The following is a 24,888-nucleotide window of genomic DNA, read 5'->3' as shown; positions in this document are numbered from 1 at the left end:
GCCCAGTTAAAAGTATGGTAAAAAACAAAGGTATTGTTATTGTAGCTATTATTAGTATTATGCTATTTGTTGTCTTATTTATACATGGTAGTTCTTTTCAAAGTAGAAACGCTGAAGGTGGAAGTGGCATAAAGATAGGGAACTCTACGGTTGAGATCGTCCTTGATAACATCACATACACAATTCTCATGGAGGGAAAAAATTGAAGTCGAAGAGGTAACTCTCAACGGTGAAACCCTCATAAGAGAAGAGGAATATCCCGGCTTTCAAGAGATAAGGTTTGCCGCATTGTACAGGTTTGCTGAGATACACGGGGTGAACATGACAGAATTTTTCAGAAATCTGAGTGAATATGTGTGGGAAACTAAGGAGGAGATCACCTACGAAAAAGCCCGTGAATTGTTAATTAGGTTCGCTAAGGAGAGGGGAATTGATCTAGAGGAAATAGCAAGGGAGGAGGGTGTTGACCTAGATTTTATGAATGTCAATGATATAGTAAAGGTGCTGGGCAAGGGAAGGTTGAAAGAAATGCTATCTAAGGGCATGATCGCCTATGAAAAAGAACGAAATCAGACAAATGACCAATAGCTCATGTCTATCAACTTTCTCTTCAGCCATTTTCCGTAGGTGTATCCCAGGGCTAAACCTGTTGCTAGACCCCCGAAGTGGGCTATTATATTCACCCCAGGGAATATACTGTTTATCAGGAACAGGAAGAGGGCGTTCATTAGGGCCTTACTCATGTTCCTCCTTAAAACTCCCTCTATCGCTAAAGATGCCCCGACTATTCCAAACAGTCCTCCACTGGCACCCCCCGAGGCGACATCGAGGGGAAGCGTAAACAGACTTAACACGTTCCCAACTAAGGCTGAGATAAAGAAAACCGCGAGAAACCTCTTAGTTCCAACTACTCCCTCTAGATCAATTCCGAGATAGAACAGCCAGAATGCGTTCAACGCGAAGTGAACGAATCCCATATGTACGAATATTGCAGTTATCAGCCTCCACCACTCACCTTTATACAAAACTAGGAAGTTTATCTGTGCAAGCTGAAATATCGCCCTGTTAAATCCAACTATAAGCTCATAGGCAAATACGAGCGTTATAAGGACGAGAAGTGTAAGTGTCCCAGGAAAGTACTTCCAAACCTTCTTCACGGTGATCCCTAAGGCTTGAAAAATACCCAGTCTTTAAAAACATTCCTAGGGACCACAAGCCTTTTAAATTCTCCACCTCAACCAAGCTCGACAGATGAACGATGACTGAAGGAGGGATGGATGATGGCCAAGCCAAGTTACGTGAAGTTTGAGGTTCCAAAGGAGCTCGCTGAGAAGGCCCTTCAGGCTGTAGAAATAGCAAGGGACACTGGAAAGATAAGGAAGGGAACCAACGAGACCACGAAGGCTGTTGAGAGGGGCCAGGCTAAGCTCGTTATAATTGCTGAGGATGTAGATCCAGAGGAGATCGTTGCACACCTCCCACCGCTCTGTGAGGAGAAAGAGATTCCATACATTTACGTCCCAAGCAAGAAGGAGCTTGGTGCTGCAGCTGGAATTGAGGTTGCTGCAGCTAGTGTTGCTATAATCGAGCCCGGTAAGGCTAGGGAGCTTGTTGAGGAAATCGCAATGAAGGTTAGGGAGCTCATGAAGTGAGCTCCCCTTCCTTTCCCCTTTCACGATCATCTTTAGGGGTGAGAGAGAATGGCGGAGGATGAGGGGTATCCAGCTGAAGTTATCGAAATCATAGGGAGAACGGGAACAACTGGTGACGTGACCCAGGTAAAGGTTAGAATCCTTGAAGGTAGGGATAAGGGTAGAGTAATTAGGAGGAACGTTAGAGGTCCCGTGAGGGTTGGAGACATACTGATCCTTAGAGAGACAGAAAGAGAGGCTAGGGAGATCAAGAGCAGGAGGTGAATTGAATGGCAAGGTGGAACATCTGCTCCTACTGTGGGAAGCCATTCGAGCCGGGAACTGGAAAGATGTTCGTCAGAAACGATGGGAGGGTATTCTTCTTCTGCTCAAGGAAGTGCGAGAGGTACTTCTTCATGGGCAGGAACCCCAGGAAGCTTAAGTGGACCAAGGCTTACCAAGAGGCCAAGCTTCAGAGGGCCAAGAAGAAGTAACGTTATTAACCTCCCCTTCTATCCTTCTATATGCGCCCTGTTCATTATGCCATACTTGCCATAATCTTCTGGTCTACCGTAGCTTCGGCATTTAAGCTTACTCTCTCGAGGTTGGATCCTGTAAGTATGCTCCTTTATGCCTCCCTGACATCGACGATAATATTCCTGGGAGTGAATCTTAGAGAAGGTAGGAAGTTTTCTGTAAGGGAAAATCTATACTCAGCGTTTTTAGGATTTATAAATCCCTTCCTGTATTACTTAGTATTATTCAACGCATACTCCCTTCTGCCCGCTCAAGAGGCGCAGGCATTAAACTACACATGGCCTATAATTCTCGTGGTATTCTCTTCAGCTTTTTTAGGCCAGCCTTTGACTATTAAAGAGTTCTTTGGTGTTATCGTTGGATTCCTTGGAGCGTTGGTCATTGGAACGCATGGTAACCTTTCCTCTTTAAGCTTTGCAAATCCCCTTGGCGACGCCCTTGCCTTAAGTAGTGCGTTGGTGTGGGCCATGTACTGGATCTTTAACCTTAGAGATCCCAGAAAGGCTGAAGAGAAGATGTTCTGGAACTTCTTCTTTGGCTCTCTTTACATTCTCGCTCTCGGAGTCATAAGGGGTATAAAGTTCGATCCACTTGGGATCCTTGGGGCAGTTTACATTGGGACATTTGAGATGGGTCTTACTTTCCTTCTGTGGCTTAAGGCGTTGGAAAGAGAGGACGCTGGAAAAGTTGCATCTCTCGTTTACCTAACTCCTGTGCTTTCCTTGGTGTTCATATCAATTGTAGTTGGAGAGAAGATCTTGAAATCGACACTTCTAGGCCTTGCATTAATCCTCCTGGGAATAATGCTTTCAAGAAGGGAATAATTCTGGTGGGCCCGCGGGGATTTGAACCCCGGACCACGCGGTTATGAGCCGCGCGCTCTGACCAGGCTGAGCTACGGGCCCTTTCCTTTTGGCGCCGCCGCCCGGATTCGAACCGGGGACCGCCGGATTAACAGTCCGGCGCTCCACCAGCTAAGCTACGGCGGCGCGTCCAAAAAATAACCACTGAAATGACTTTATAAATATTACGGTTCCTGGGCTGAGAAACCTTTATAATCTTCCGTTTCGTAACTAAAATTTGGAAGGGCTTCGGGAGGTGAGTAAAATGACAGAGATCAGGTACTACAAGATAGGGGAGGACAGGTTCAAGATAAGTGAAGACGAAGTTGCAAGGAGAGAACTTAGGGTGGCCAAAGTTAGCGATGACGTTATACAAATCCAAGAAGAAGTTCACGGAATAATTGCCCTCGTTGGAGCTACTAGTAGTGTTAATATCAAGAAAGAAGAGTTCAAGGAGTTAGTAAAGCTTGTAAGGGAGGAGTTCGGCTGGGACGTTTAACTTTTTAAACTCTCTCTTCTTTGAGATTTTGGCAATGATGATTGATGGGCGAACTGAGTGGTGATGATGGTAGGTGATCTCTGAGCTTTTTAGGGAATACCGCGGGATGAGGAGTTCAGCCTAGGCTGATGCGTGATGAGGGAGTGACGGACTGACCGCAGGAATTAGATTAGGCTAACAAAAAGAAATCCTAATAAGCCTCTTCTCTAAAATTTTGTTGCCCAGAAAATTTTGTGCATATGCAAGGTGATAAAATGAGGGAGGAGTACAGGCCCATAGTGGTGAGCATAGTTGGGAACACGATACTTGGAATTATTAAAATATTAGTTGGCCTCCTCTATTCAAGCATAGCCCTAATTTCTGATGGCATTCATTCGTTCAGTGACACCCTTACGAGCATTATTGGACTTATCGGGGTGAAGATATCGAAAAAGCCCCCAGACCGCTCCCACCCATTTGGTCATTCAAGATTTGAGCCTCTATTTGCGTTCTTCATGGGCGAACTCCTGCTTATAGTTGCCTATGAAATAGCTAGAGACTCCCTTGAAAGGATCATTCACGGAACGAGGATTGAGGTAACTCCCTTAATGGTTGGTGTTGCAGTTCTCTCAATCCTCGTTAAGGAAGGTATGACAAGGTACACCCTAGCTGTAGGAAAGAAAACGAACAATCAAATATTGATAGCCGATGCCTATCATCATCGTAGCGACGTCCTGAGTACTATAGCTGTTCTCTTTGGGTTTGGCCTTGAGAAAGTCGGAATAAGCTTTGGGGATGCCCTTGCAGGATTTATAGTTGCCCTGTTCGTAGGAAAAGTTGCGGTTGAAATAATCCTCGAGAACGTCCACTACTTAACGGGTAAAGCTCCTCCGTATGAAATTTGCAGAAGGATAGAGGAGGTTGCCAAGAGCGTTCCTGGGGTTTTGGGAGTTCATGATTTGAGGGCTCACTACGTTGGAAATAGGCTACATGTTGAGTTACACATAGAGGTTCCTCCGGAGATGACTCTTAAAGAGGCACACGATATTAGTGAGGAAGTTAAGAAGAAAATAGAGGAGTTGCCAGAGGTTGAAGTTGCCTTTGTTCACGTGGACATAAGGGGCGTTACTTCATGAAGTTCCACTTCTCGTTCCCATATCTCTCCTCGATCAACTTTTCCGCAAGCTCTAACTCATAGTCCGTTAGTTCTCCGAATTCCAAAGGAAATGCTCTGAAAAAGCTGTTCTTCAGGAGCTCATAAGCTTCTTCCCTTGACAGCTTTATTCCTTCCCTTTCTATGGTGGTTACCCTCTCGTATATGCTCTTCACTCCCTTATCCTTCAGTTTTTCCTTAGATACCTTTAATACAGAGGCCAGAATTTCAAGTCTCGTCGAGTACATGAAAGTCCCGTGTTGTAAAATGACGCCCTTTCTTCTGGTTTGGGCTGATCCACTAATTTTCTTCCCGTTAACGATGATATCGTTAAGTCCTGAAAACTCTGCCTTCAACCCTAGATCCTTAAGGGCATCGACCAAGGGGCCTGCTAAGAATCTATAGCTCTCTTGAATGTTCTTAAGGGCAGGGTGGTAGTCTTCCCCTATAATCACAGAATAAGTTATCTCACCGTATTCGTCGTGGAAAACACTTCCTCCTCCCGTTATTCTCCTCACGACTGGAATACCTAACTCTCTAGCCTTCTCTAGATTGACATCGTGCTTTACGCTCTGAAATCTCCCTATGGTCACAGAACTAGGCTTGAAGACGTAAAGCCTTACCGTATCTGGGACTTTGCCCTCAATCCTTGCCATCATTATTGCTTCATCTATGGCCATCTGAACTTCGGGCCTTGCAACGATGAGTGGAATGAACCTCATCATAAACACCACCTCAGCTTGGGAAAACCGCTTAAATACTTTCACGAGCTAGCCTTGAATAGGCGATGAAGAAATCGGTCTTGTCTGAGGAGTGATGAGAGTGGTCACCGCTGAGCCCTGAGTTAAGTTTTTAAACCTCCTTCTCAACTTCAATCCGAGCTCATGAGGCTCCCTCTACTTGGGCGGGTTTCCCGCCTGAGGGGGCCGATGTGCGAAAATTTTAAAAAGCTCGCTCAAAAGTAGGGTTAGGCAAAAGTTTGGAGGTGGTTAAAGATGCCAAAGGAGAAGCCCCACGTTAACATCGTGTTTATCGGACACGTAGACCACGGTAAGAGTACAACAATCGGTAGGCTCCTTTACGATACCGGTAACATTCCAGAGCAGATTATCAAGAAGTTCGAGGAGATGGGTGAAAAGGGTAAGTCATTCAAGTTCGCTTGGGTCATGGACAGACTTAAGGAGGAGAGAGAAAGAGGTATTACTATTGACGTCGCCCACACCAAGTTCGAGACACCACACAGGTACATCACCATTATCGACGCCCCAGGTCACAGGGACTTCGTTAAGAACATGATCACCGGTGCCTCACAGGCTGACGCTGCAGTCCTTGTCGTTGCAGCAACTGATGGTGTCATGCCACAGACCAAGGAGCACGCCTTCCTTGCAAGGACCCTTGGTATCAAGCACATAATTGTTGCCATCAACAAGATGGACATGGTCAACTACGACCAGAAGGTCTTCGAGAAGGTCAAGGCTCAGGTTGAGAAGCTCCTTAAGATGCTCGGTTACAAGGACTTCCCAGTCATCCCAATCAGCGCTTGGGAGGGTGACAACGTCGTTAAGAAGAGCGACAAGATGCCATGGTACAACGGCCCAACTCTCATCGAGGCTCTCGACCAGATTCCAGAGCCAGAGAAGCCAGTTGACAAGCCACTCAGAATACCCATCCAGGATGTTTACTCAATTAAGGGTGTTGGTACCGTTCCAGTTGGTAGGGTTGAGACTGGTAAGCTCAAGGTCGGTGACGTAGTCATCTTCGAGCCAGCATCAACTATCTTCCACAAGCCCATCCAGGGTGAAGTTAAGTCCATCGAGATGCACCACGAGCCACTTCAGGAAGCACTCCCAGGTGACAACATCGGATTCAACGTCAGAGGTGTCAGCAAGAACGACATCAAGAGAGGTGACGTTGCTGGACACCCAGACAAGCCACCAACAGTCGTCAGAACCAAGGACACCTTCAAGGCCCAGATCATCGTGCTCAACCACCCAACTGCAATCACCGTTGGATACAGCCCAGTTCTTCACGCTCACACTGCTCAGGTTCCAGTCAGGTTCGAGCAGCTCCTTGCCAAGCTTGATCCGAGAACTGGTAACATCGTAGAGGAGAACCCACAGTTCATCAAGACTGGTGACTCAGCTATCGTTGTCCTCAGGCCAATGAAGCCAGTTGTCCTTGAGCCCGTCAAGGAGATCCCACAGCTCGGTAGGTTCGCTATCAGAGACATGGGTATGACCGTCGCTGCTGGTATGGTAATCTCAATCCAGAAGGGTGAGTGATCTCTTCTCCCTTCTTTAATTCTCTTGAGGTGATTTTTATGCAAAAAGCGAGGATCAAGCTTGCAAGCACTAACGTCCGCTCCCTTGAGGAGGTTGCAAATCAGATAAGGCAGATAGCAGAGAGGACTGGAGTTAGAATGAGCGGGCCAATACCACTGCCAACCAAGAGGATAAGGATCGTAACAAGGAAGAGCCCTGACGGGGAAGGTTCAGCAACCTTTGATAGGTGGGAGCTCAGGATACACAAGAGGCTCATCGACATCGAGGCTGATGAGAGGGCTATGAGACAGATCATGAGAATTCGCGTTCCTGAGGATGTTACAATTGAGATTGAGCTCATATCCTGAAGGTTTATAATCCCTCTAATTCTATTTAATATGGGCATGCCGGGGTAGCCTAGCCAGGGAAGGCGCGGGCCTGGAGAGCCCGTGGGCGTTCGCCCACCGGGGTTCAAATCCCCGCCCCGGCGCCAGAATATTCCATTCATTACTTAACAGGGTATAAAGAGAAAGGCATGCTATGTAACGGGAACTTTAATTCCGAGCTTCTCCACAAGTTCTTTGTATCTGTTTCTTACGGTAACCTCAGTAACCCTTGCGACCTCGGCAACTTCCCTTTGGGTTCTCTTTTCCCCTTCAAGGAGCGATGCTATGTAGAGGGCGGCAGCAACCAATCCAGCCGGGCTCTTTCCGCTTGTGAGGCCCCTCCTGTAGGCCTCTTCAAGGATTTCTATAGCCCTCCTTCTAACCTTCTCGCTCAGCCCGAGCTCATCTGCAAACTTATTAACGTAATCTGTTGGCTTAACGAAGAGCTTCTTGGGAGTTAAATTCAGGTTCCTTGCGATGAAACGGTAGCTCCTTCCAATCTCCTTCTTCTCTACTCTTGCTATGTCCGATATCTCATCTAAGGTCCTGGGAACTTTCAACAATCTACAGGCTGCATATACACAGGCAGCTATAACGCTCTCGATTGATCTTCCCCTTATTAGTCCCTTCCTCACGGCCTCCCTATACAGCCTTGCAGCCTCCTCCTCAACGTGTTTTGGCAACTTCAACTGGGCGGTAATCCTGTCGAGTTCACTTAATGCAAACGCGAGGTTCCTCTCTGCTGCATCGCTGACCCTAAGCCTTGACTGCCACTTCCTAAGCCTGTACATCTTTTCCCTCATTAGCCCAGTCAAAGACCTGTCAATACCTATATCCGTGGATAGTCCCTTGTCGTGGAGAAGTATGCTCTCTGGAGCTCCTGTTCTTGACCTTCTTTCACGCTGAGAAGCGTCAAACGCTCTCCATTCTGGTCCCATGTCGATAATGTTCTCTTCAATTACGTAACCACACCTTGCACAGACGATTTCTCCCCTTTCGGGGTCATAAATGAACTCGGTTGATCCACAAACAGGACAAACTCTTTGCTTACTCACCCCAACACCCCCGCCGGCGGTCCAAGAACCCTTCTCAATATAACTACGGATACCGAAAGGTATATAAACCTTTTGTGTTACTAAATTGGGTGTTAAGTGGATCTCCCAAAAGTATTTTAAGGACTCATATCGTGTAAATTTTTTGCACAGCAATTATTAAATTCTGGCTGAGTAACTTAGAGCATGAGCGATAGACCAAAAACACTACCTCCAACTCTCAGAGACAAGTATAGGTACATAGCTTTTCAAGTCATCTCCGAGGAGCTCCTCAAGAAAGGAGAAGTAAAGGATATGGTCTGGAGTAACGTCCTTCGAGTTCTTGGTGAAGTAGGAACCTCAATGGCTAAGCCATGGTTAATTAAGTTTGATGAAAAATCACAAACGGGGATTATTAGGTGCGACAGGAATTACGTTGAATACGTTAGGTTTTCTCTGGCTTTAATAACAGAATATAAAGGAAGAAAGGTTCTAGTGAGGACCCTTGGAGTTTCCGGTACCATAAGAAGGCTTAAGAAGAAGTTTTTGTCTGAGTTTGGCTGGAGGTGAGAGAGTGGAAGTACTCGAGGAGAAACCTAAAGAGGGAATGGTTAAAATTAAAGTTGAGACTCTCGATGATCTCTGGCACCTCTATCACGTTATAAACGAGGGAGATATTGTGTATGCGAAAACCTTGAGGAAGCAGGCTCAGAGGAGCGATTCCTTGAGGCCCGAAAAGGTGGAGGTGATCCCAGTCTTTCTGGGCGTTAAAGCTGAAAAAATAAACCTGCATAGGTTTGCAAATCAGCTTAGAATTACTGGTCCTATTGTTTACACGAGTAGGGATGATGTGCCTTTGGGAAAGTATCACACTATAGCTGTTGAGCCAGGAACAGTTATAACGATCCAGAAGGAAAGGTGGAGGCCTCATCACATAGAGAGGATAAAGGAAGCGGTCGAGGCTTCTAAGAGGGCCAAAGTTATGATAGTCACAATTGAGGACGGTGAGGCTGAAATTGCAGTAGTTAGGGAGTACGGGCTTGATTTCATAGCATCGATAAGGCACAACCTTGGAGGAAAGAGGTACAACGTCAAGAGGGAAGAAGAGGAAAAGAAGTTCTTCCATGACGTCGCTAAGACGATGCTCGAGCTTTTTGAGAGGGAAAACATAGAGAGGGCAATAGTTGCAGGTCCTGGGTTCTACAAGGAGGACTTTGTTAAGTTCCTTAAGGAGAACTATCCAGAGCTCGCCAAAAAAGTCGTCACAGATGACACGAGCATGGGGGGCAGAACTGGAATTTATGAAGTAATCAAGAGAGGAACGGTGGATAAGGTTTACATGGAAAACAGGGTCTCAAAAGAAATAAATCTGGTTGAGAAAGTTATAGAGGAGATAGCTAAGAACGGGCCAGTTGCATATGGTCTCAAGGAGGTTGAAGAAGCGATAAACTATGGAGCTGTAGATACATTGCTCGTGCTTGACGAGCTGTTAAAGGGCGAAAATAGGGGAAAGATCGAGGATATGATGGAACTCGCGAGGAACCTAAGGGCGAATGTTGTAGTTGTCAGTTCTGAGCATGAAGGGGGCGATAAGCTTAAGGCCCTCGGGGGAATAGCTGCACTTCTGAGGTTCAAGATCAGGTGAGGTGTTGAAGATGTTGGACAGGATTAAGCTTGAGGCGGAGAATTCTCTTAGGGAAGTTATTAGAGAGATGGCACCCGATTGGGAAGGTAAAATAGAGTTTGCCGATACGCCGAATCCTGAGATGGGAGATTTTGGGACTGCCGTAGCGTTTCAGTTGGCAAGAGTTTTAAGAAAGTCCCCCATGGTCATAGCGGAAGAGCTAGCAAAGAGGCTTAAGACAAGGCAGTTAGAGGGGATAAAGGACGTTAAAGCTGTAAATGGTTATGTTAACTTTTTCATAGACTATGCGGAGTTCGCAAAGTTGCTGATAAGTGAGATACTTGGCAAAGCGACGGACTATGGAAGGAGCGAAGTTGGTAAGGGCAAGAAGGTTATAGTTGAGCACACGTCCGTAAACCCGACAAAGCCTCTCCATATGGGGCACGCAAGGAACGCCATCCTTGGAGACACCATGGCCAGAATCTTGAGATTCCTGGGCTACGAGGTTGAGGTGCAGAACTACATAGATGACCTAGGCGTTCAGTTTGCCCAAGTTTACTGGGGCTACCTGAACTTAAAGGATAAATTTGAGGAAATATACAGTCAGCTTAAGGAGAAGAACCTCAAGGATAATCCGATAGATCATGCTTTGGGGCTCTTGTACGTTGAAGTTAACAGGTTAATTGAGGAAAACCCTGAGGTTGACAAAGAGATAAGGGAGCTCATGAGGAAGCTCGAGGAGGGGGATCCTGAGGGCAGGAGATTAGCTGAGGAAGTTGTGAGGGCTCAAATGGAAACTACGTACAGATTAAAGATTAACTATGATCTACTGGTCTGGGAAAGCGATATAGTTGCTAGGAGGCTTTTTGAGATAGCCCTTAGGCTTTTAGAAAAGAATGAGAACTTCTACGTCCCCCAGGAAGGCAAGTATAAGGGAGCCTTCGTTATGGATCTCAGTAAGCTGTTCCCCGATATGAAGAATCCCTACTTGGTCTTGAGGAGGAGCGATGGAACGGCAACTTACACAGGGAAGGATATAGCGTATCACCTGTGGAAGTTCGGCAAGGTTGATGTTGATCTTCTGTACAAAAGGTGGGACTTCCACACTTGGACAACCGCTCCAGATGGGGATCCAATGCCGGGAAGGTTTGGGAATGCGGATGTTGTAATAAACGTCATTGGGGCAGAGCAGAGGCATCCACAGCTTGCCGTTAAGTATGCCTTGCAACTCCTAGGTTATGAAGATGCAGCAAACAATTTCTATCACTTAGCCTATGAGCACGTGGAGAGTCCTGAAGGGAAGTTCTCTGGAAGGAAGGGAACATGGGTTGGATTTACAGTTGATGAAGTACTAAACGAGGCTATAAGGAGGGCTAGGGAGCTAATAGAGGAGAAGAGCCCAGGGCTCTCTGAAGAGGAGAAGGATGAGATAGCTCAAAAGGTCGGAATAGGAGCAGTTAGATACAACCTCATTAAGTACAGTCCCGACAAGAAGATCGTATTCAGGTGGGAAGATGTCTTGAACTTCGAGGGAGAGAGTGCCCCATACATTCAGTACGCTCATGCCAGGTGCGCTTCAATCCTCAGGAAGGCTGAAGAAACTGGGATAACAACGGACTGGAAGTTGCTCTTAGGCTTTGCCAACTTTGAAAAGTTGACTGAGAGGGAGAGAGAACTCTTGATGCTCCTAGCAAAGTTCCCGGAGATAGTTGAGCAGTCCGGAAGGGATGTAAAGCCCCACCTAATAGCCTGGTATGCCAATGAGTTAGCTTCTCTGTTTAACAAATTCTACATGGATCACCCAGTTATAAAGGCAGAAAAAGGAGTTAGGGAAGCAAGGCTACTGCTAGTCATGGCGGTAAAACAGGTTCTCTGGAACGCGCTTTGGCTCATGGGCATTGATGCTCCCGAAAAGATGTGATTACTCTTTCTCTCTCATCACCCTTACCAATTTATACTTCTTTCCATTGCACTCAATATCTCCAAGGATCTCTAGAATTTTGACCATGTCTCCCTCAAATAGGCCCTCTGGCCTTACTAGCTCGGTTTTGTCAGGCTCCTCGCATTCTACAAAGGTAAGCTTTATCTTACTGCCGGCTATTGCGTACCTTGGGTCTATGAGAACGTCTATTGCTGGCTCAACGACTTCAACAACCCTGACTTTCCCCTCATGGAGCGGGCAGGGGTGTTCAATGTTTCTCACCCTAACTATCTTGTACCTCCTTCCAGGCTCTAAGTTTCCTATGCAGACCCTTGCAAGCTTGCATGTCTTGCACGGTTCCCCCGGTCCATAATACACGAATTCGAGCCCGGGTTTGGCTAGCTTTTCACCAACTAATGTGATGACCATCCGATCACCTCCTCAAATTACACCCGTGATTTTAGCAGCCCTTTCGGCGGCTTCTCTAGTGAGGCCATCCCTACCTAGGATTGTGTATCTCTCTGGCCTTATCGTGTGGGCTATTGTTAGGGCCTCCACTATTATCTCTGGATCTATTCCGAGTTCATATGCCGTGGTTGGTGCTCCAACAGTTTTTAGGGTCTCTTTTATTCTCTTCCAGTTTATTCCGTGCAGGTATGCCATTATTATAGTTCCTATCCCTGTCTGCTCACCGTGGAGAGCGGGCTTGTCGAGAAGCATGTCGAGAGCGTGACTGAAAAGATGTTCTGCTCCACTTGCTGGTCTTGAAGAGCCCGCTATGCTCATTGCCACTCCGCTTGATATGAGGGCCTTAACAACCTTTCTAACTCCCTCGTCTTCTCCAAGCCTTATTATCTCTGCATCCCTCATAACCATCTTCGCACTCATTAAGCTTAAGGCGGCAGCGTATTCGCTGAAGTACTCTCCTCTAATTTTGTGGGCTAACCTCCAGTCTCTAACTGCAGTTATGTTGCTTATAACATCCCCAACTCCTGCGGCGAGGTACCTTCTTGGAGCTGTTTTTATCACGTCGATGTCAGCGATCACGGCGAGAGGGGGTCTTGCCTTTACCGATGTTTTTGATCCGAGACCCTTTATCGATGCATTTGCACTTGCTATTCCATCGTGCGACGCTGTCGTGGGAAAGCTGACAAAAGGAATACCTGATTTGTAGCTTGCAAGCTTCGTTACGTCTATTATGCTTCCACCACCAACTGCTATTGCCCATTTAACCCCTAAGTCCATGATTTTAGCGAGAACTTTCTCAGCATTCTCTATATCTGCTTCTCCAACTGTGACAGAATGAACGTCAAAGGCAGATTTTAACTCCCTTTCAACGTCTTTTCCGGCGATCTCTTTTGTTTTTGGACCATAAACAACTAGAACAGGGGACTCAAGTTTGAGTCTTTTAGCTACATTAACTACTTCCGGAATTAAATTATTGCCAAGAACGACCTCCCTGGGGAACTCCATTAAGTGCATCGCTATCCCCTCTTATCTACGCTCAACTCCTTAAAAATACCTATGCTTAGAAAAGGTGGTGCCGGGGCGGGGCTTCGAACCCCGGATCTCCCGGTTTCTCAGGCTCCCCCTCACGGGGGAGTAGCCCTATGAGCCGGGCGCTTTGACCAGGCTAAGCTACCCCGGCACTGCCCGGAATTACCTCACCCACGGAAGACTTTTAAGTCTTTCGCTTGATGGTCTCTCAAGGTGGGTTAAGAATGAAGGTTGGAGTAAGCATATACCCCCACTTCATTAAGGAAGGAAGGACTTTGCCCTCGATTCTTGCTGAAATTAAGATCAAGAACTACGATTTTGTTCAGATATTCCCTCACGCTCTTGGTTTGATAAAGAATGGAATAGTCGTCGAAAATCACCTACAAGAAGTTGAGGCGGCACTTAGGGGAGTTGGAATTGAATACATAATTAGAATGCCTGCCTCAATAAACCTAAGGGATAGCATTTACTATAGTAGGCACTTCAAGGTTGCCAAGGCTGCATTGGACGTTGCCATTAAGTTGGGTGCCAAGATAGTGGTAATGCAGAGCGGAAAGACTGGAAGGCTTGATTTGGAGATAGATGCTATAAAGACCCTAGCTGATACTGCCTCAAAGTTTGGCATTCAGATAGCTCTTGAAAATACGTTCAGCGTTAAAGATACACTTTACGTTATAGACAACGTCGATAAGGACAACGTCGGTTTTGCCCTGGATGTGGCCCATGCATTCTTAAGCGCTCAAGGTGATGAGAATAAGTTGCTTGAAGATGTGAGGCTCGGCATCGAGAAGACCATTCTTCTGCTTGTTCATGATAACTTCGGGAAGATGTTTCCCCAGGTTGAACCAGAGGATGCCCTCGCGTATGGAGTCGGCGATCTTCACTTGCTTCCGGGAGAAGGCAAGATACCCTTCGGAAAGGTTCTCAAGATGTTCGATGATAACATTCCCATTCTCGTAAAGGTCAAGGATCCCAAGGTCTTCCACAACATGCCGCCTAAGGAGGATTTAATTCAGAGGCTCAGGAGGTGAGGCAATGCCTGCTAGGGAAATGCGAATGGAAATGTTCCTGAGGGCACTTCTTAGGAGGGACTTTGATAAGGCAAAGTCACACTTAGATAAGCTGTCAAAGCTAGTAAAGGATGATGAGTGGGGAAGAGGATACCTTAAGGCGATAAACGGGTTCATGAGTGCAATTAAGGACAACGATCCAGATTCTTTGATAGTTAGGCTCATGAATAATCCTGATCCCGAGGAGATAAAGAAGTTACTTGAACAGTTTGAAGAAATAAGGAGTCAGGAGTTTAGAGACGACTATGAGAGGGGCTACTACACAGCATGGGTTGAACTCCTTCAGGCTTACCTCTCACAGGCAAGGTTGCCGGTTAAAAGGTGATTTCCGTGCCCTCAAAGAGGGAATTAATGAAGAAGCTTGAGGAGAAAATCCGGAACTGCAGGAAATGTCCGCTCTGGCAATTAAGGACTAATCCCGTTCCCGGCGCTGGGAGTTACGATGCTAAGGTAATGTTAGTCGGAGAAGCCCCAGGGTACTGGGAAGATCAGCAAGGTCTGCCCTTCGTTGGTAAAGCGGGAAAAGTTCTTGATGAGTTGCTTGCTTCCATAGGTCTTAGCAGAGGCGAAGTTTACATTACGAACATAGTTAAGTGCAGACCCCCAAACAACAGGGATCCAACCGAGGAGGAGATAAAGGCCTGCTCCCCCTACCTTGATGCGCAGATAGATATAATAAAGCCCAAAGTAATTGTTACTTTGGGCAGGTTTTCCACCTCATATATACTCAAGAAGTTTGGCTTCACTGTTGAAGGGATAAGTAAAATTCATGGCAAAGTGTTTGAGGCAAGAACGCTCTTTGGAAAGGTCTATATAATCCCAATGTACCATCCAGCAGTTGCTCTATATAGGCCTCAGCTTAGAGAAGAACTAAAGGAGGATTTCAAGAAGCTAAGAGAACTTTTGAACTCCATTAAGATTTAGGCAATTGCCGAAACGTTTATATCCCTTTTAGTTAAAATACTATCATGTTCGAAAAGGAGAAAGAAGCCCTTGCTAGAAGGATAGCCGGCGAGATAGTTCTATCCCCAGACCCGGGTAAAACCATGAGAAAGTGGAGAGAAATATTTGGCATAAGTCAAACTGAGCTTGCTGAATACTTGGGTGTCTCCTCTTCTGTTATCAGCGATTATGAAGGTGGGAGAAGGAAGAGCCCGGGAGCTTCAACAATAAGGAAGTTCGTCGAGGCCTTGATTGAGATAGACGAGAAGAGAGGGGGGAACGTAATAAAGGCTTTCAGCAGGACCCTTGGGGGAGAAATTCCAACGAGCGCAATTCTTGACATAAGGGAGTTCAACATCCCAGTTACAGTAAAGGACATAGTTGACGCCGTTAAAGGCGAGATAGTGGCAAATCCTGATTTAATGGACAAGAAGATTTATGGCTACACCGTCGTTGACAGCATACAGGCCATACTTGAAATGTCCGCCGAGGAGTTCTTAAAGCTCTATGGCTGGACCACGGAGAGGGCCCTGGTTTTCACGAAGGTTACTACTGGAAGAAGCCCCATGATAGCTGTGAGAGTTCAGGGGCTTAAACCAGCCATGGTCGTTCTACATGGTGTAAAGAGGTTGGATGAACTCGCGGTAAAAATAGCGGAAAAGGAAAGGGTTCCTCTTGTTGTTTCTCATGCAGAAAATGAAGCGGAGCTCATAGCTGGTCTAAGAAAGCTTGTTGGAAGCTTTTAGTCTAACCTTTCTTTCCTCCATACCCCCTCGCTAGCGAGCCTCGTTAGCCTGTCCCTTATGTGAATCAGGACATCACTTAGAACCTTGGAGTTGTCGTAACTCTTGAGGACGTCTTGAAGCCTTTCTTTATCCCAGGATTTCATTTCCTTTGCAAGTTCTATCATCCTGGGGTAGGCCCTTATTATGTTGTCAACAATGGTTATGTCCGCCATTCTAGCTGACCTTGAGAGTGGATTTAGATCTACCGTGATCACGAACTTTCCCATCTTAACTAAAGCCTCAGTCCTGTCTCCATCCTCAAGGGGAACAACAACGACATCTGCTTTCCATATTCCTCTTTCATCGACTTTTGCTCTTTCGCTCTCCAATCCTGGGATAAATTTAGTTGGATTTATTCCGAGAACTTCCTCAGCTCCGTGCTCATAAAGAACTTCTGCGATCTTCTTCACTCTCTCCTCAGTTCTATAAAACAGATTTACTTCAAGTTTTGCTCCCAGGGCCTTTGCCAGTTCAACAGTTTCCTTTGGTACCAAGGCTGCGACGTTCCCGTTTACTGAGATAACGGGATGTTCTGCCAGAAGTAGCTTTGCAACTGCCGCTTTCATGGCCTCTTCGGCCGGAGGAATCGTTTTTTCTCCTATTAAGTAGTCAAAAGCCTCTCCTCTTCCATGAGCTATAAGGCCTGCCTTTGCCGTTATTCCTTTCTCCATCCCTTCTATTATCTTCTCTCTATAGTAAAGGCTCCAGTATCTTGGATGGCTCTTCGGTATTTTGACCACCTAAATCACCAGAATGATTTGGAAGAGGGAGTAGAAAAGAGTTATCTCAGCCTGATGTGCACTCATCACACTTCAGTGGGGATGGAGGCTCATCATTGATCATTTATGTCCCCGCTCTCAATTTTTCTCCCTCTTCTCCTGGGATACTCCCATAGAACTGCAATGCCAAACTTCGTTTTAACTTTTGTTGGAATGTAACCACTTTCTACTTCCATCTTGTTTATTTCCTCAAAGGTCTCTTCACAAACCTCATAGACTTCAACCTTTATCCTTCCTTCTCCTTTAACTGCATAAGGCCATTCCCCGACCCACAGTTCAAATCCCTCTATCCAGTCCTTCCCTAAGAAGGTTGCACTCTTCATGTAGTGGTCGTGAAGGCACTTTCTCCTTCTTAAGCTCCCATAAACTGCTATTAGGGGCATTAAGATCACCAAAAAATTAAATTAAGATTCGGGGATTATCTCAAGGGTATAGTTAACTTTTGCCCCGCTCAGCTTTATATGGGCTGATGCTGAGCAGTACTTCTCTTGACTGAGCTCTATTGCTCTCCTAGCTTTCTTCTCATCGACGTTACCATATATTCTGTAGTGTATCGTGACCTCCTTGTATATCCTGGGGTACTCGTCTCTTCTTGTTCCTTCAATTTCTATCTCGAGCCCTTTGATTGGTTCCCTCATCTTCTTTAGTATCATAACGACGTCAAATGCTGTACACCCAGCGACGCTCAGGAGGAGCAGTTTCATTGGACTTATTCCACCCTCTCCCAGGATCACCGAACACTGATCTCCTTCTATCCTGCCGATGAACTGCTCTCCCTCAACCCACTTCACTTTTCCTTTCACAACATCTGACATTACTTTCACCCGTTTCAGTTTTCTCGTAATCCTTTTATCTCTTTGCCAAACAACACTCCAAGTGATGTACATAAGGCCATTCGACCCGTGGAAATCGAAGCTCTGTACGTGCCCCTTCAAGTACACGCTAAACCCTTACACGGGCTGTGATCACGCGTGCGTGTACTGCTATATAACGGGTTATATACCTAAGGCCTTCAAAGTTAGAACCAAAGACAACCTCCTTCCCTCACTGGAGAGGGAATTAAGGAAGTTTGACAAGAGGTTTATCATAGCCATGTCGTACTCTTCCGATCCTTACCCTACAATAGAGCGTGAGCTTGGGATAACCAGGAGGGTTCTTGAGCTTTTAAAGAGGTACAACGTCAGATGCCTGCTCTTGACGAAATCCGATATATTTGAGAGGGACATTGACATATTGAGCGAGTTGAGGTGTGCCGTTGGAATTACGGTTACAACCGTTGATGAGGATAAAGCAGAATTGCTTGAGCCTAACGCTCCTCCCCCTAGGAACAGAATAAGAGCTCTTAAAAAAGCTAAAAAAGCCGGAATTCCCGTTTATGCCAGAATTGATCCAATAATACCTTTCTACACGTGGGATGACTTTGAGGATACCCTGAAGGCTTTAGATTTCGTCAGCCATATAACGGTTTCGACCTTGAAGCTCAGGCCCGACATTAAGGCCAGGATGCGTGCCAAGTTTCCTGATCTTATGAAGAGGCTTGAGCCCCTGTATACTGAGAAGTACGAAGGATACTATTACCTAAAGAGGGATCTAAGGTTTGCCATACTTCAAAAGGCAAGGAAGCTCATAGAAAAGAGGGGCATAACCTTCGGATCCTGCAGGGAAGGCTATTACTCCTACCCTACTTGCGATGGTTCTCACTTGGTTCCCTGATTTTAGCTAGAACTGATTTGACTTCCTCGTTCTGAACTATTTCATCAGCCTCTCTTTCTATTGACCTCTTTCTTATAAGGACAAAGCCGAGAACTGGCTTTATCTTTGGAGTTATGACTTCGACTTTCTCTAGTGAAATGTTGTATCCCTTAATTGTCCTTTCAAGGTATGCGATCTTTTTCTTAACAACTTCCTCGATTCCTTCTGTTTCTCCATTTGGAACAACCGTTACCCGAACTTTCAGAGTTCTTCCAACGACATAGGAGGAAATTACCAACGTGTCTATTGCAATTCCTTTATCCCTCAGATCTATTAAAACGCCTTTTCCAAATCTCTCGCACTCTTTCTTTATTTCTTCTGGACAGTCAATGACAAGGCTTTCGTTAGCTTTTGGCTTTTCTTCATACGTTATTTTTATGTCTGAAGGCCTTAAGTAGACGAACATTCCTAGGGGCTTCAGTTCTTTCTTTATGTTCTCCTCCATATCTTCAATTAGCTCTACCAGCACTTGTGGGAGGGTCTTGAACATTAAACCTGCCCTTTCTATTATCAACTCCCCTTGTAGGTGCAGTACAAAGTATCCATTTAGTGTTAATATCCTGCCTTGGATTGAAAACTCTCTGATCTTCATTCCGAGCGTCTCAAGGGCTTCAACTAATCTCTTCGCATGAGGTATGACAGCGAACTCATAGTCTCTCGGTCCCTCATAGATTATCATGCTTTCTCTCACCATTAACTATACGCTCAGAACATATTTAAGTGTTTTGTAAAATTTCTAACAAAATAATGTTATATCCACAAGTAATTGAAAAAAACTTAAAGTAATTTCTAAATATTTAGAATTTTTTCAATACATCTTGGAAAATATCTAAGCAACCTCAAACTGCTCATAAGGCATCTTTCCTTTTCTATGCTTAATGAGAATGTCATACATGGCTTCCTTCAGTGTGGGAGACATGTTGTCATCGAGTAGCACATCGCTTCCCCTGTATTTTATCTTCTCAGCCTCCCTTATTAGGGCGTTTACATGAGGCATTAACTCTGATATTAAAATCTGAACTATTGACGGGTATGCATCTTCACTCAGCTCTGCATCACTTTCGATTCCCAGGTATATCACATAGCCCGAGGCTTGAAGGGCAAGTATGAACTCATCCTCCGAGACTTCAAAAAAGGAAAAGTTGTAGGATTTCGATAGGACGTTTGCTATTAACACACCTTTTATTGAGAGCGTGACAACTTCGTCATCTACCTCAAACACTAGATCTCTAGCCAGCTCCTGTGCAAGAGAATAAAGCTTCATTAACTTCATTCAACCACCTCCACGATGTCCCCCTCACCGGGAGGAAGAACCGCCATAATGTCCTCTTCGGGAACCTTATATCCCCATTTTTCAAATATCTTTTTTATCTTCTTTACTAGTTCGCTCTTTTTAGTATCGCCGGGCCTTATAACTATGTATTTGTCTGTGTGCGCCTTTACGGCATCTACGGGTCCGCACATAACTAAGTTCTCCCCTTCGTAGTTAATTATCCCAACGGCCAACTTGAGGGGTATTCCGTGTAGCCAGTTTCTCTTTCCATAGACCATGAACGCGCCCTTTGGAAGGTACTCTCCCGCCGGTGCTTGCTTGCTAACCTGATTTGGATAAACCCAGTAGGCATCACCGCTGGCTAGACCTTCACTCCACGCTCTGCTCATAGAGACCGCGAACTGACACGCTTCAAAGATTGTCCTCTCTCCGGCTTTCTGTCCGTTCTTTATCACGATATGAGGCGCTCCCCAGATGTCTGCATGACAATAGAGGTCATTTTCATCCATGTATTTCTTCACCACTATTTCATTCGTGGTTGAGTCCTTTCCTCCAATGACCAGAAATCCCTCGCTACTTATGAACCACCTAAACTTCTCAAACCACTTCTTCTTCCTTTTTTCAAGCTTCTTTACTGAGATCTTCTCTTCTTCCTCTGCGATTTCTTTTTCTATGTTTTCTATCTTCCTCCTTGTTTCCTCATAAGCCTTCTTCGCTCCCTCTAGTTTCTGTCTTGCTCTCTTAGCTTTCTCGTAGAATAGCTCTGCATTTTCCTCGAGCGACTTGTTGATGTCGAGCTTTATCTTTTTCCCATCTAAAATCAGCGTTAGGGAATCCTCGGCAATCTCCACTATACTCCTAGCCCAAGGGTAACCCTTCTTTTTGGCTTCCTCAACTCTCCTCTTGACTTCATTGACTCCCAGTTTTTTAATTCCATTTCTAATGCCTTCAAGAACTTCTTTGACTAAGGTGTAATTTGCGTATAAAAGATCCCCTCTCTCCTGATTTTCACTAGCCTCCTTCTCAAACCCTTTAATCTGCTCCTCTATCCTCCTTAAAGAAATTTCCAGCGCTTTTTTCTTTTCCTCAAGCGCCTTTGTTCTTTCTCTTTTGGCTTTCTCTATTGTTAGTCTGCCAAAGTATTCATCCAACGCCCTGCTAAAGCTTTCATAGAACTTCTTCTCATAGTCCGAGTACCAGATCAAGTCGATTGGCACGACGTCTACCATCTCTCCATCTTTGAATACTATGTTAGGCCTCTTCTCGGAATTAAGAACACTAAGCATGGTTTCGTATATCTTCTTTAGCTCTTCATCTTTAAGCTCGCCCACTTTCTTCGTCTTCTCAATTCCTGCCCTTAGAAGGGTCTCTTCAGAGTACAGCCCACCGATGCTGAGCTTTCTCGCCAAGGCTCTGACTATTTCAGTATCTTCCCCCTTTATTAGCTCTACAAATTTCTCGAAGCTTACCTTTAATGGATTCTCACGTGTTGGGGGGAACTTGTACTTCACTTTTGGCTTGATGCTTCTATCCTTGAACTCCTCGTACCTCAAAGCTCCAATGATCTCCCAGTCATTGTTTACGAGCACGATATTTCCCTTTCCAAAGAGCTCAGCAATTAGCTTATATTCACCAAAGTGCAACACAACGATTCTGTCGAATTCCCTCTGCTCTATGTTTGTGAGGAACTTTCCTGAGAGATGTTTTCTGAGGAGCATTGCGAATGCCGTAGGTTGTAAGTTTTCCTTTACATATGTGGTTACGTGTATCCGCCTCCCGGCCTCAATTAGGAGATCTATCCTCCCCTCTCCAGCTTTGTGGAGCTTAATTCTTACCTCGCTACCCTCATGATAAACTTTATCGACTCTACTTCCAACGATATCTTTAAGCTCCTCAATGACGTACTTAACGTCGACACTCGTCATGCTTTCCTTCAAATTCCTCCCCCCATTTGACTGTGTGTCAATTTTTTTATAAATTCCCGGGATTTTGTAAAACTCACTCTCTCCCATAAATCATGGTGTTTTATGTAGATAAATCATTTTTTTGGAAATAAAGACAGGAAATTTGCGAAATCGTTAAATACTACTCCAAGAACTTTCCATTAGGGGAAAGGCCATGAAAGGATATTTAACATTTGTTTTACACACTCATATTCCCTACGTTAGGAAGCACGGTAAGTGGCCCTTTGGAGAGGAATGGCTATTTGAGGCAATCTCAGAGAGTTATCTGCCCCTTCTCATGGAGCTCGAAAAGCTAAAGGAAAAAGGTGTGAAATTCGAACTTGTCATAAGTTTCACACCGGTTCTCATGGAGCAACTTAATGACGAATACGTAAAGAGGGAGTTTGAGAAGTACATGGAGAGGAAGCTAAGGGCCATGGCCAAGGATCTTGAAAAGTTTGAGGATGTTAAGATCAAAGAGGCAATCTCCTACATGATTGGTTATTTTGAGAGGGTCTACTCTTACTGGAAGTCCATAAATGGGGACATCCTGGGCAAATTTAGAGAGCTTCAGGACGCTGGTTACGTTGAGGTGATTACCTCAGCTGCAACCCATGGTTACCTCCCCCTCCTCGATAGAGACGAAGCGATAGAGGCTCAGATACTTAATGGCATTAAGACATATGAGAAATACTTCGGAAGAAGGCCGAGAGGAATTTGGCTACCAGAGTGTGCCTATAGGCCAGATGGCTTCTGGAGAAGTCCCAGTGATGGTGAGGTGAGGTGGAGGAAAGGAATAGAGCACTTCTTGAAGAAGTACGGTATAGAATACTTCTTTGTCGAGAGCCATCTTGTCGATGAAGGGCCTGCGACATCAAAATATGGAAAGATCCTCCCAGCAAAGACAAAGAAGTCCACCTTAAGACCTTACTTCCTTAAGAATGGGGTTGCGGTGTTTGCAAGAAATAGGGAGACGGGAATTCAGGTATGGAGCGCCGATATTGGGTATCCTGGGGACTTCTGGTATAGGGAGTTTCATAAGAAAGCTGAGAAGAGCGGAGGGCAGTACTGGAGGGTTACTGGAACAAAAGACCTTGGAGCAAAGGAGCCCTATGAGCCGGAAAAAGCCTTGGAGAGAGTTGAAGAGCATGCAAAGCACTTTATTTCCCTCGTTAGTTCTCTGCTAGAAGAGTTCGAAAAGAGAGAGGGAGAGAAAGGAATAGTGGTAGCACCCTATGATACAGAGCTATTTGGCCACTGGTGGTTTGAAGGCGTCAAGTGGCTCACCAGGGTTTTGGAATTAGCCCAGGAGAATGGAATAAAGACAACAACAATAAGCAATTTCTTGGATTCATATTCTGGTGAGAAGTATGAAATAGAACTTCCAGAGGGATCCTGGGGAATGTTTGGGACGCACTATACATGGTGGAACCCAGAAGTAGAGTGGACATGGCCGATAATACACCTAGCTGAGAGGAGGATGGTATCACTTGTCAGTAGATATCTGGGAAGGGACGATCTAGCAGATAGGGTTCTCGATCAGCTGGGCAGGGAGTTGCTACTCATAGAGGCAAGCGACTGGCAGTTCCTTATAACTACTGGCCAAGCTAAGGAGTACGGAAAGAGAAGACTTTTAGAGCACGCTCACATCTTCCACAGGCTCGCGAACGCTCTAGAAGAATACGTTGAGAGCGGAACGTTCGAAGAGATGGAACTACTTGAAGAGGTTGAGGACACAGATAAAGTCTTCACTCCAATTGTGCTTGGTCCTTACATCAGCGAAGCTCCTCCGGAGGTTCCAAAATACATAGAGCCTCCGGAGATACCACCGGAGACTGGAGAGAAGGATGAGGGAAAGTTCGTGAGCGGTCAGAGTGAGGACACCGTGAACTTTGAGAAATTCTTGTTATCGATAAAAGGCGTCGGTCCTAAAACTGTGGAAAGGCTCAAGAAAGCAGGGATAAATTCACTAAGAGAGCTTTCCAAATGGAGGATAGAGGATCTAGCAAAGAAAACCGGGATACCAAGGAGCAGGCTAAAAAAGATATTTAGAAGAATGAAGTCAGCCCTTTAATATCTTTACTACTTTTTCTGCTACCTCTACTCCTGCCCTTTCCTGTGCTTCATAAGTTGAAGCCCCTATGTGTGGTGTTAGGACAACATTGTCGAGCTTCGTTAGAGGATGATCCTTGGGCAATGGTTCCTCCTCGTAAACGTCCAGTCCAGCTCCCGCTATCCATCCCTCTTGTAGTGCTTTAACTAACGCGTTCGTATCAACGACTGCTCCCCTCGCGGCGTTTATGAGTATCGCGTTCTTCTTCATAAGCTTTAATCTTTCCTCGTTTATCAGGTGGTAAGTTGAATCCAGTAGTGGGACGTGGAGCGTTACAATGTCGCTCTCCTTAAGTAGGGTCTCAAGATCGACAAACTTTCCTCCGACTTCCTTTGCCCTTTCCTCGTTGGGGTATGGGTCATACAATAGGACGTTCATTCCAAAGGCCCTAGCTATCTTTGCAACCTGATATCCAATTCTTCCAAATCCCACGACTCCTATTGTTTTACCTTCGAGCTCAATTCCCATGCACTCCTTCTTCGCCCACACTCCCTCTCTCATTTTTCTATCTGCGTAGGCTATTTTCCTTGCAACGGCGAATATTAGACCAAAGGCGAGCTCAGCGACACTTCTCGAACTGGCCCCAGGAGCATTCACAACCTCTATTCCTCTCTCCTTCGCAGCCTCGACATCAATATTGTCTAGACCAACTCCAGCCCTTGCAATGACTTTGAGCTTTGGAGCATTCTCTATAACCTTCCTTGTCACCTTTGGCTTGCTCCTGACTATTATGGCCTCAACATCCTTAACGAGCTCTAGCAACCTCTCTTCATCTGGATACTCCTCGTAGACGACCTCAAGTCCAGCCTCCTTTAAAACTTGGAGCGCCCTTTCGTGTAGGGGAGCTGCTACGAGCACCTTCATGTTATA

At 45.6% G+C, this 24,888-nt stretch carries 31 protein-coding genes and 4 tRNA genes; 20 read left to right on the top strand and 15 right to left on the bottom strand.

All coding sequences use genetic code 11. The annotated features are described in order from the left end of the window. The first annotated feature begins 14 nt into the window (after positions 1–14). Together A3L04_RS11020 and A3L04_RS07985 are read left to right on the top strand one after the other, a co-directional pair. A complete protein-coding gene (locus A3L04_RS11020; RefSeq protein ID WP_157092438.1) occupies positions 15–206 on the top strand; it encodes a hypothetical protein in 192 nt (63 codons plus the stop codon). 82 nt (positions 207–288) lie between these two features. After that, positions 289–588: a hypothetical protein gene (locus A3L04_RS07985; RefSeq protein WP_157092437.1), complete on the top strand. Its 300-nt coding sequence runs from the start codon at positions 289–291 to the stop codon at positions 586–588. Here A3L04_RS07985 and A3L04_RS07980 read toward each other — a convergent pair. Continuing rightward, a complete protein-coding gene (locus tag A3L04_RS07980) occupies positions 570–1,157 on the bottom strand; it encodes a rhomboid family intramembrane serine protease (RefSeq protein ID WP_068578558.1) in 588 nt (195 codons plus the stop codon). The two genes, A3L04_RS07985 and A3L04_RS07980, sit on opposite strands and share 19 nt — an antisense overlap. Before the next feature lie 123 nt (positions 1,158–1,280). On the opposite strand from A3L04_RS07980, the gene rpl7ae reads away from it, so the two are divergent. The 4 genes from rpl7ae to A3L04_RS07960 are packed head-to-tail and all read left to right on the top strand — an operon-like array spanning position 1,281 to position 2,992. Continuing rightward, positions 1,281–1,652, top strand: a complete 372-nt coding sequence (gene rpl7ae / locus A3L04_RS07975) for a 50S ribosomal protein L7Ae (RefSeq protein ID WP_068324810.1) — start codon at positions 1,281–1,283, stop codon at positions 1,650–1,652. A 48-nt stretch (positions 1,653–1,700) separates the two neighbouring features. After that, positions 1,701–1,916, top strand: coding sequence for a 30S ribosomal protein S28e (locus A3L04_RS07970; RefSeq protein WP_010867791.1), 216 nt, complete (start codon positions 1,701–1,703; stop codon positions 1,914–1,916). A gap of 5 nt (positions 1,917–1,921) precedes the next feature. Beyond that, on the top strand, positions 1,922–2,125 hold the full coding sequence (locus A3L04_RS07965) for a 50S ribosomal protein L24e (protein WP_068323921.1): 204 nt from the start codon (positions 1,922–1,924) through the stop codon (positions 2,123–2,125). A 30-nt stretch (positions 2,126–2,155) separates the two neighbouring features. Next, a complete protein-coding gene (locus tag A3L04_RS07960; RefSeq protein ID WP_068578556.1) occupies positions 2,156–2,992 on the top strand; it encodes a DMT family transporter in 837 nt (278 codons plus the stop codon). 3 nt (positions 2,993–2,995) lie between these two features. Here the strand turns inward: A3L04_RS07960 and A3L04_RS07955 are convergent. Together A3L04_RS07955 and A3L04_RS07950 are read right to left on the bottom strand one after the other, a co-directional pair. Then, a tRNA-Ile gene (locus tag A3L04_RS07955) sits at positions 2,996–3,073 on the bottom strand. 8 nt (positions 3,074–3,081) lie between these two features. Continuing rightward, positions 3,082–3,157: transfer RNA gene (locus tag A3L04_RS07950), tRNA-Asn, on the bottom strand. 118 nt (positions 3,158–3,275) lie between these two features. Here A3L04_RS07950 and A3L04_RS07945 point away from each other — a divergent pair. Next, the gene (locus A3L04_RS07945) at positions 3,276–3,509 is read left to right on the top strand and encodes a hypothetical protein (protein ID WP_068323939.1); all 234 of its coding nucleotides are present in this window, start codon (positions 3,276–3,278) and stop codon (positions 3,507–3,509) included. Positions 3,510–3,763: 254 nt separating this feature from the next. Then, positions 3,764–4,624, top strand: coding sequence for a cation diffusion facilitator family transporter (locus A3L04_RS07940; protein WP_068578554.1), 861 nt, complete (start codon positions 3,764–3,766; stop codon positions 4,622–4,624). Here the strand turns inward: A3L04_RS07940 and A3L04_RS07935 are convergent. Further along, positions 4,614–5,363 carry a lipoate--protein ligase family protein gene (locus A3L04_RS07935; protein ID WP_068579619.1) on the bottom strand — a complete coding sequence of 250 codons (750 nt, stop codon included), beginning with the start codon at positions 5,361–5,363 and terminating at the stop codon, positions 4,614–4,616. The genes A3L04_RS07940 and A3L04_RS07935 overlap by 11 nt on opposite strands. 273 nt (positions 5,364–5,636) lie before the next feature. Here A3L04_RS07935 and tuf point away from each other — a divergent pair, with 273 nt between their 5' ends. From tuf to A3L04_RS07920, 3 genes are all read left to right on the top strand, one after another. Then, complete coding sequence (gene tuf / locus A3L04_RS07930; protein WP_068578552.1) at positions 5,637–6,923, top strand: translation elongation factor EF-1 subunit alpha; 1,287 nt, start codon at positions 5,637–5,639, stop codon at positions 6,921–6,923. A gap of 38 nt (positions 6,924–6,961) precedes the next feature. Further along, a complete protein-coding gene (rpsJ, locus tag A3L04_RS07925; RefSeq protein WP_010885562.1) occupies positions 6,962–7,270 on the top strand; it encodes a 30S ribosomal protein S10 in 309 nt (102 codons plus the stop codon). A 38-nt stretch (positions 7,271–7,308) separates the two neighbouring features. Further along, positions 7,309–7,395, top strand: a tRNA-Ser gene (locus tag A3L04_RS07920). Positions 7,396–7,440: 45 nt separating this feature from the next. On the opposite strand, the gene A3L04_RS07915 is transcribed toward A3L04_RS07920, so the two are convergent. After that, positions 7,441–8,343, bottom strand: coding sequence for a transcription initiation factor IIB (locus A3L04_RS07915; RefSeq protein ID WP_068578550.1), 903 nt, complete (start codon positions 8,341–8,343; stop codon positions 7,441–7,443). 183 nt (positions 8,344–8,526) lie between these two features. Here A3L04_RS07915 and A3L04_RS07910 point away from each other — a divergent pair, with 183 nt between their 5' ends. Genes A3L04_RS07910 through A3L04_RS07900 form a run of 3 tightly spaced genes read left to right on the top strand, consistent with a single transcriptional unit; the run spans position 8,527 to position 11,864 of the window. Further along, positions 8,527–8,889: a ribonuclease P protein component 2 gene (locus A3L04_RS07910; RefSeq protein ID WP_068578548.1), complete on the top strand. Its 363-nt coding sequence runs from the start codon at positions 8,527–8,529 to the stop codon at positions 8,887–8,889. Between the two features lie 4 nt (positions 8,890–8,893). Then, positions 8,894–9,964 carry an mRNA surveillance protein pelota gene (locus tag A3L04_RS07905; protein WP_068578546.1) on the top strand — a complete coding sequence of 357 codons (1,071 nt, stop codon included), beginning with the start codon at positions 8,894–8,896 and terminating at the stop codon, positions 9,962–9,964. 10 nt (positions 9,965–9,974) lie between these two features. Further along, positions 9,975–11,864, top strand: coding sequence for an arginine--tRNA ligase (locus A3L04_RS07900; protein WP_068579616.1), 1,890 nt, complete (start codon positions 9,975–9,977; stop codon positions 11,862–11,864). On the opposite strand, the gene A3L04_RS07895 is transcribed toward A3L04_RS07900, so the two are convergent. The 3 genes from A3L04_RS07895 to A3L04_RS07885 all read right to left on the bottom strand — a co-directional run bounded on the left by A3L04_RS07895 (position 11,865) and on the right by A3L04_RS07885 (position 13,512). Then, on the bottom strand, positions 11,865–12,293 hold the full coding sequence (locus A3L04_RS07895; RefSeq protein ID WP_068578544.1) for a UPF0179 family protein: 429 nt from the start codon (positions 12,291–12,293) through the stop codon (positions 11,865–11,867). It abuts the gene before it with no gap. 12 nt (positions 12,294–12,305) lie between these two features. Beyond that, positions 12,306–13,346, bottom strand: coding sequence for an NAD(P)-dependent glycerol-1-phosphate dehydrogenase (locus tag A3L04_RS07890; RefSeq protein ID WP_068578542.1), 1,041 nt, complete (start codon positions 13,344–13,346; stop codon positions 12,306–12,308). 56 nt (positions 13,347–13,402) lie between these two features. After that, positions 13,403–13,512: transfer RNA gene (locus tag A3L04_RS07885), tRNA-Met, on the bottom strand. A 73-nt stretch (positions 13,513–13,585) separates the two neighbouring features. On the opposite strand from A3L04_RS07885, the gene A3L04_RS07880 reads away from it, so the two are divergent. From A3L04_RS07880 to A3L04_RS07865, 4 genes are read left to right on the top strand one after another with little or no spacing between them, the layout of a single operon-like run. Further along, a complete protein-coding gene (locus A3L04_RS07880; RefSeq protein WP_068578540.1) occupies positions 13,586–14,392 on the top strand; it encodes a sugar phosphate isomerase/epimerase family protein in 807 nt (268 codons plus the stop codon). Between the two features lie 4 nt (positions 14,393–14,396). After that, complete coding sequence (locus A3L04_RS07875) at positions 14,397–14,756, top strand: hypothetical protein (RefSeq protein WP_068578538.1); 360 nt, start codon at positions 14,397–14,399, stop codon at positions 14,754–14,756. 26 nt (positions 14,757–14,782) lie between these two features. After that, positions 14,783–15,355 (top strand): type-4 uracil-DNA glycosylase, encoded by a 573-nt coding sequence (gene udg / locus A3L04_RS07870; RefSeq protein WP_068579615.1) that lies wholly within the window; start codon positions 14,783–14,785, stop codon positions 15,353–15,355. A gap of 44 nt (positions 15,356–15,399) precedes the next feature. Then, positions 15,400–16,119, top strand: coding sequence for a helix-turn-helix domain-containing protein (locus A3L04_RS07865; protein ID WP_068578536.1), 720 nt, complete (start codon positions 15,400–15,402; stop codon positions 16,117–16,119). Here A3L04_RS07865 and A3L04_RS07860 read toward each other — a convergent pair. The 3 genes from A3L04_RS07860 to A3L04_RS07850 all read right to left on the bottom strand — a co-directional run bounded on the left by A3L04_RS07860 (position 16,116) and on the right by A3L04_RS07850 (position 17,752). Continuing rightward, positions 16,116–16,898 carry a 4-phosphopantoate--beta-alanine ligase gene (locus A3L04_RS07860; RefSeq protein ID WP_068578534.1) on the bottom strand — a complete coding sequence of 261 codons (783 nt, stop codon included), beginning with the start codon at positions 16,896–16,898 and terminating at the stop codon, positions 16,116–16,118. The two genes, A3L04_RS07865 and A3L04_RS07860, sit on opposite strands and share 4 nt — an antisense overlap. Positions 16,899–16,990: 92 nt before the next feature. Further along, complete coding sequence (locus A3L04_RS07855; protein ID WP_068578532.1) at positions 16,991–17,320, bottom strand: gamma-glutamylcyclotransferase family protein; 330 nt, start codon at positions 17,318–17,320, stop codon at positions 16,991–16,993. Positions 17,321–17,341: 21 nt separating this feature from the next. Next, a complete protein-coding gene (locus A3L04_RS07850; RefSeq protein ID WP_068578531.1) occupies positions 17,342–17,752 on the bottom strand; it encodes an OsmC family protein in 411 nt (136 codons plus the stop codon). A gap of 64 nt (positions 17,753–17,816) precedes the next feature. Between A3L04_RS07850 and A3L04_RS07845 the strand changes: the two genes are divergently transcribed. Beyond that, positions 17,817–18,650 carry an SPL family radical SAM protein gene (locus tag A3L04_RS07845; RefSeq protein WP_068578528.1) on the top strand — a complete coding sequence of 278 codons (834 nt, stop codon included), beginning with the start codon at positions 17,817–17,819 and terminating at the stop codon, positions 18,648–18,650. Here the strand turns inward: A3L04_RS07845 and A3L04_RS07840 are convergent. From A3L04_RS07840 to rqcH, 3 genes are all read right to left on the bottom strand, one after another. Beyond that, positions 18,619–19,383, bottom strand: a complete 765-nt coding sequence (locus A3L04_RS07840; protein ID WP_157895693.1) for a hypothetical protein — start codon at positions 19,381–19,383, stop codon at positions 18,619–18,621. The genes A3L04_RS07845 and A3L04_RS07840 overlap by 32 nt on opposite strands. Positions 19,384–19,518: 135 nt before the next feature. Further along, positions 19,519–19,962, bottom strand: a complete 444-nt coding sequence (locus tag A3L04_RS07835; protein ID WP_068578524.1) for a hypothetical protein — start codon at positions 19,960–19,962, stop codon at positions 19,519–19,521. Next, the gene (gene rqcH / locus A3L04_RS07830; RefSeq protein WP_068578522.1) at positions 19,959–21,899 is read right to left on the bottom strand and encodes a ribosome rescue protein RqcH; all 1,941 of its coding nucleotides are present in this window, start codon (positions 21,897–21,899) and stop codon (positions 19,959–19,961) included. The genes A3L04_RS07835 and rqcH overlap by 4 nt, the downstream gene beginning before the upstream one ends. Positions 21,900–22,080: 181 nt before the next feature. Between rqcH and A3L04_RS07825 the strand changes: the two genes are divergently transcribed. Then, positions 22,081–23,979 carry a 1,4-alpha-glucan branching protein gene (locus A3L04_RS07825; protein ID WP_068578520.1) on the top strand — a complete coding sequence of 633 codons (1,899 nt, stop codon included), beginning with the start codon at positions 22,081–22,083 and terminating at the stop codon, positions 23,977–23,979. Here the strand turns inward: A3L04_RS07825 and A3L04_RS07820 are convergent. Continuing rightward, the gene (locus A3L04_RS07820; RefSeq protein ID WP_068578519.1) at positions 23,968–24,882 is read right to left on the bottom strand and encodes a D-2-hydroxyacid dehydrogenase; all 915 of its coding nucleotides are present in this window, start codon (positions 24,880–24,882) and stop codon (positions 23,968–23,970) included. The genes A3L04_RS07825 and A3L04_RS07820 overlap by 12 nt on opposite strands. Between the last annotated feature and the right edge of the window lie 6 nt (positions 24,883–24,888).

Source organism: Thermococcus chitonophagus (assembly GCF_002214605.1).
Classification (GTDB): domain Archaea; phylum Methanobacteriota_B; class Thermococci; order Thermococcales; family Thermococcaceae; genus Pyrococcus; species Pyrococcus chitonophagus.
Note: the sequence above shows the minus strand (reverse complement) of the source record. Positions and strands in the feature narration are given on the sequence as shown.

Excerpts from the sequence above, each read along its gene's own strand:
- A3L04_RS11020 (WP_157092438.1), top strand. The coding sequence starts at position 15 with ATGGTAAAAAACAAAGGTATTGTTATTGTAGCTATTATTAGTATTATG.
- rpl7ae (WP_068324810.1), top strand. The coding sequence starts at position 1,281 with ATGGCCAAGCCAAGTTACGTGAAGTTTGAGGTTCCAAAGGAGCTCGCT.
- A3L04_RS07970 (WP_010867791.1), top strand. The coding sequence starts at position 1,701 with ATGGCGGAGGATGAGGGGTATCCAGCTGAAGTTATCGAAATCATAGGG.
- A3L04_RS07965 (WP_068323921.1), top strand. The coding sequence starts at position 1,922 with ATGGCAAGGTGGAACATCTGCTCCTACTGTGGGAAGCCATTCGAGCCG.
- A3L04_RS07960 (WP_068578556.1), top strand. The coding sequence starts at position 2,156 with ATGCGCCCTGTTCATTATGCCATACTTGCCATAATCTTCTGGTCTACC.
- A3L04_RS07945 (WP_068323939.1), top strand. The coding sequence starts at position 3,276 with ATGACAGAGATCAGGTACTACAAGATAGGGGAGGACAGGTTCAAGATA.
- A3L04_RS07940 (WP_068578554.1), top strand. The coding sequence starts at position 3,764 with ATGAGGGAGGAGTACAGGCCCATAGTGGTGAGCATAGTTGGGAACACG.
- A3L04_RS07935 (WP_068579619.1), bottom strand. The coding sequence starts at position 5,363 with ATGAGGTTCATTCCACTCATCGTTGCAAGGCCCGAAGTTCAGATGGCC.
- tuf (WP_068578552.1), top strand. The coding sequence starts at position 5,637 with ATGCCAAAGGAGAAGCCCCACGTTAACATCGTGTTTATCGGACACGTA.
- rpsJ (WP_010885562.1), top strand. The coding sequence starts at position 6,962 with ATGCAAAAAGCGAGGATCAAGCTTGCAAGCACTAACGTCCGCTCCCTT.
- A3L04_RS07910 (WP_068578548.1), top strand. The coding sequence starts at position 8,527 with ATGAGCGATAGACCAAAAACACTACCTCCAACTCTCAGAGACAAGTAT.
- A3L04_RS07900 (WP_068579616.1), top strand. The coding sequence starts at position 9,975 with ATGTTGGACAGGATTAAGCTTGAGGCGGAGAATTCTCTTAGGGAAGTT.
- A3L04_RS07895 (WP_068578544.1), bottom strand. The coding sequence starts at position 12,293 with ATGGTCATCACATTAGTTGGTGAAAAGCTAGCCAAACCCGGGCTCGAA.
- A3L04_RS07890 (WP_068578542.1), bottom strand. The coding sequence starts at position 13,346 with ATGCACTTAATGGAGTTCCCCAGGGAGGTCGTTCTTGGCAATAATTTA.
- A3L04_RS07880 (WP_068578540.1), top strand. The coding sequence starts at position 13,586 with ATGAAGGTTGGAGTAAGCATATACCCCCACTTCATTAAGGAAGGAAGG.
- A3L04_RS07875 (WP_068578538.1), top strand. The coding sequence starts at position 14,397 with ATGCCTGCTAGGGAAATGCGAATGGAAATGTTCCTGAGGGCACTTCTT.
- udg (WP_068579615.1), top strand. The coding sequence starts at position 14,783 with ATGAAGAAGCTTGAGGAGAAAATCCGGAACTGCAGGAAATGTCCGCTC.
- A3L04_RS07865 (WP_068578536.1), top strand. The coding sequence starts at position 15,400 with ATGTTCGAAAAGGAGAAAGAAGCCCTTGCTAGAAGGATAGCCGGCGAG.
- A3L04_RS07855 (WP_068578532.1), bottom strand. The coding sequence starts at position 17,320 with ATGCCCCTAATAGCAGTTTATGGGAGCTTAAGAAGGAGAAAGTGCCTT.
- A3L04_RS07850 (WP_068578531.1), bottom strand. The coding sequence starts at position 17,752 with ATGTCAGATGTTGTGAAAGGAAAAGTGAAGTGGGTTGAGGGAGAGCAG.
- A3L04_RS07845 (WP_068578528.1), top strand. The coding sequence starts at position 17,817 with ATGTACATAAGGCCATTCGACCCGTGGAAATCGAAGCTCTGTACGTGC.
- A3L04_RS07840 (WP_157895693.1), bottom strand. The coding sequence starts at position 19,383 with ATGGTGAGAGAAAGCATGATAATCTATGAGGGACCGAGAGACTATGAG.
- A3L04_RS07835 (WP_068578524.1), bottom strand. The coding sequence starts at position 19,962 with ATGAAGTTAATGAAGCTTTATTCTCTTGCACAGGAGCTGGCTAGAGAT.
- A3L04_RS07825 (WP_068578520.1), top strand. The coding sequence starts at position 22,081 with ATGAAAGGATATTTAACATTTGTTTTACACACTCATATTCCCTACGTT.
- A3L04_RS07820 (WP_068578519.1), bottom strand. The coding sequence starts at position 24,882 with ATGAAGGTGCTCGTAGCAGCTCCCCTACACGAAAGGGCGCTCCAAGTT.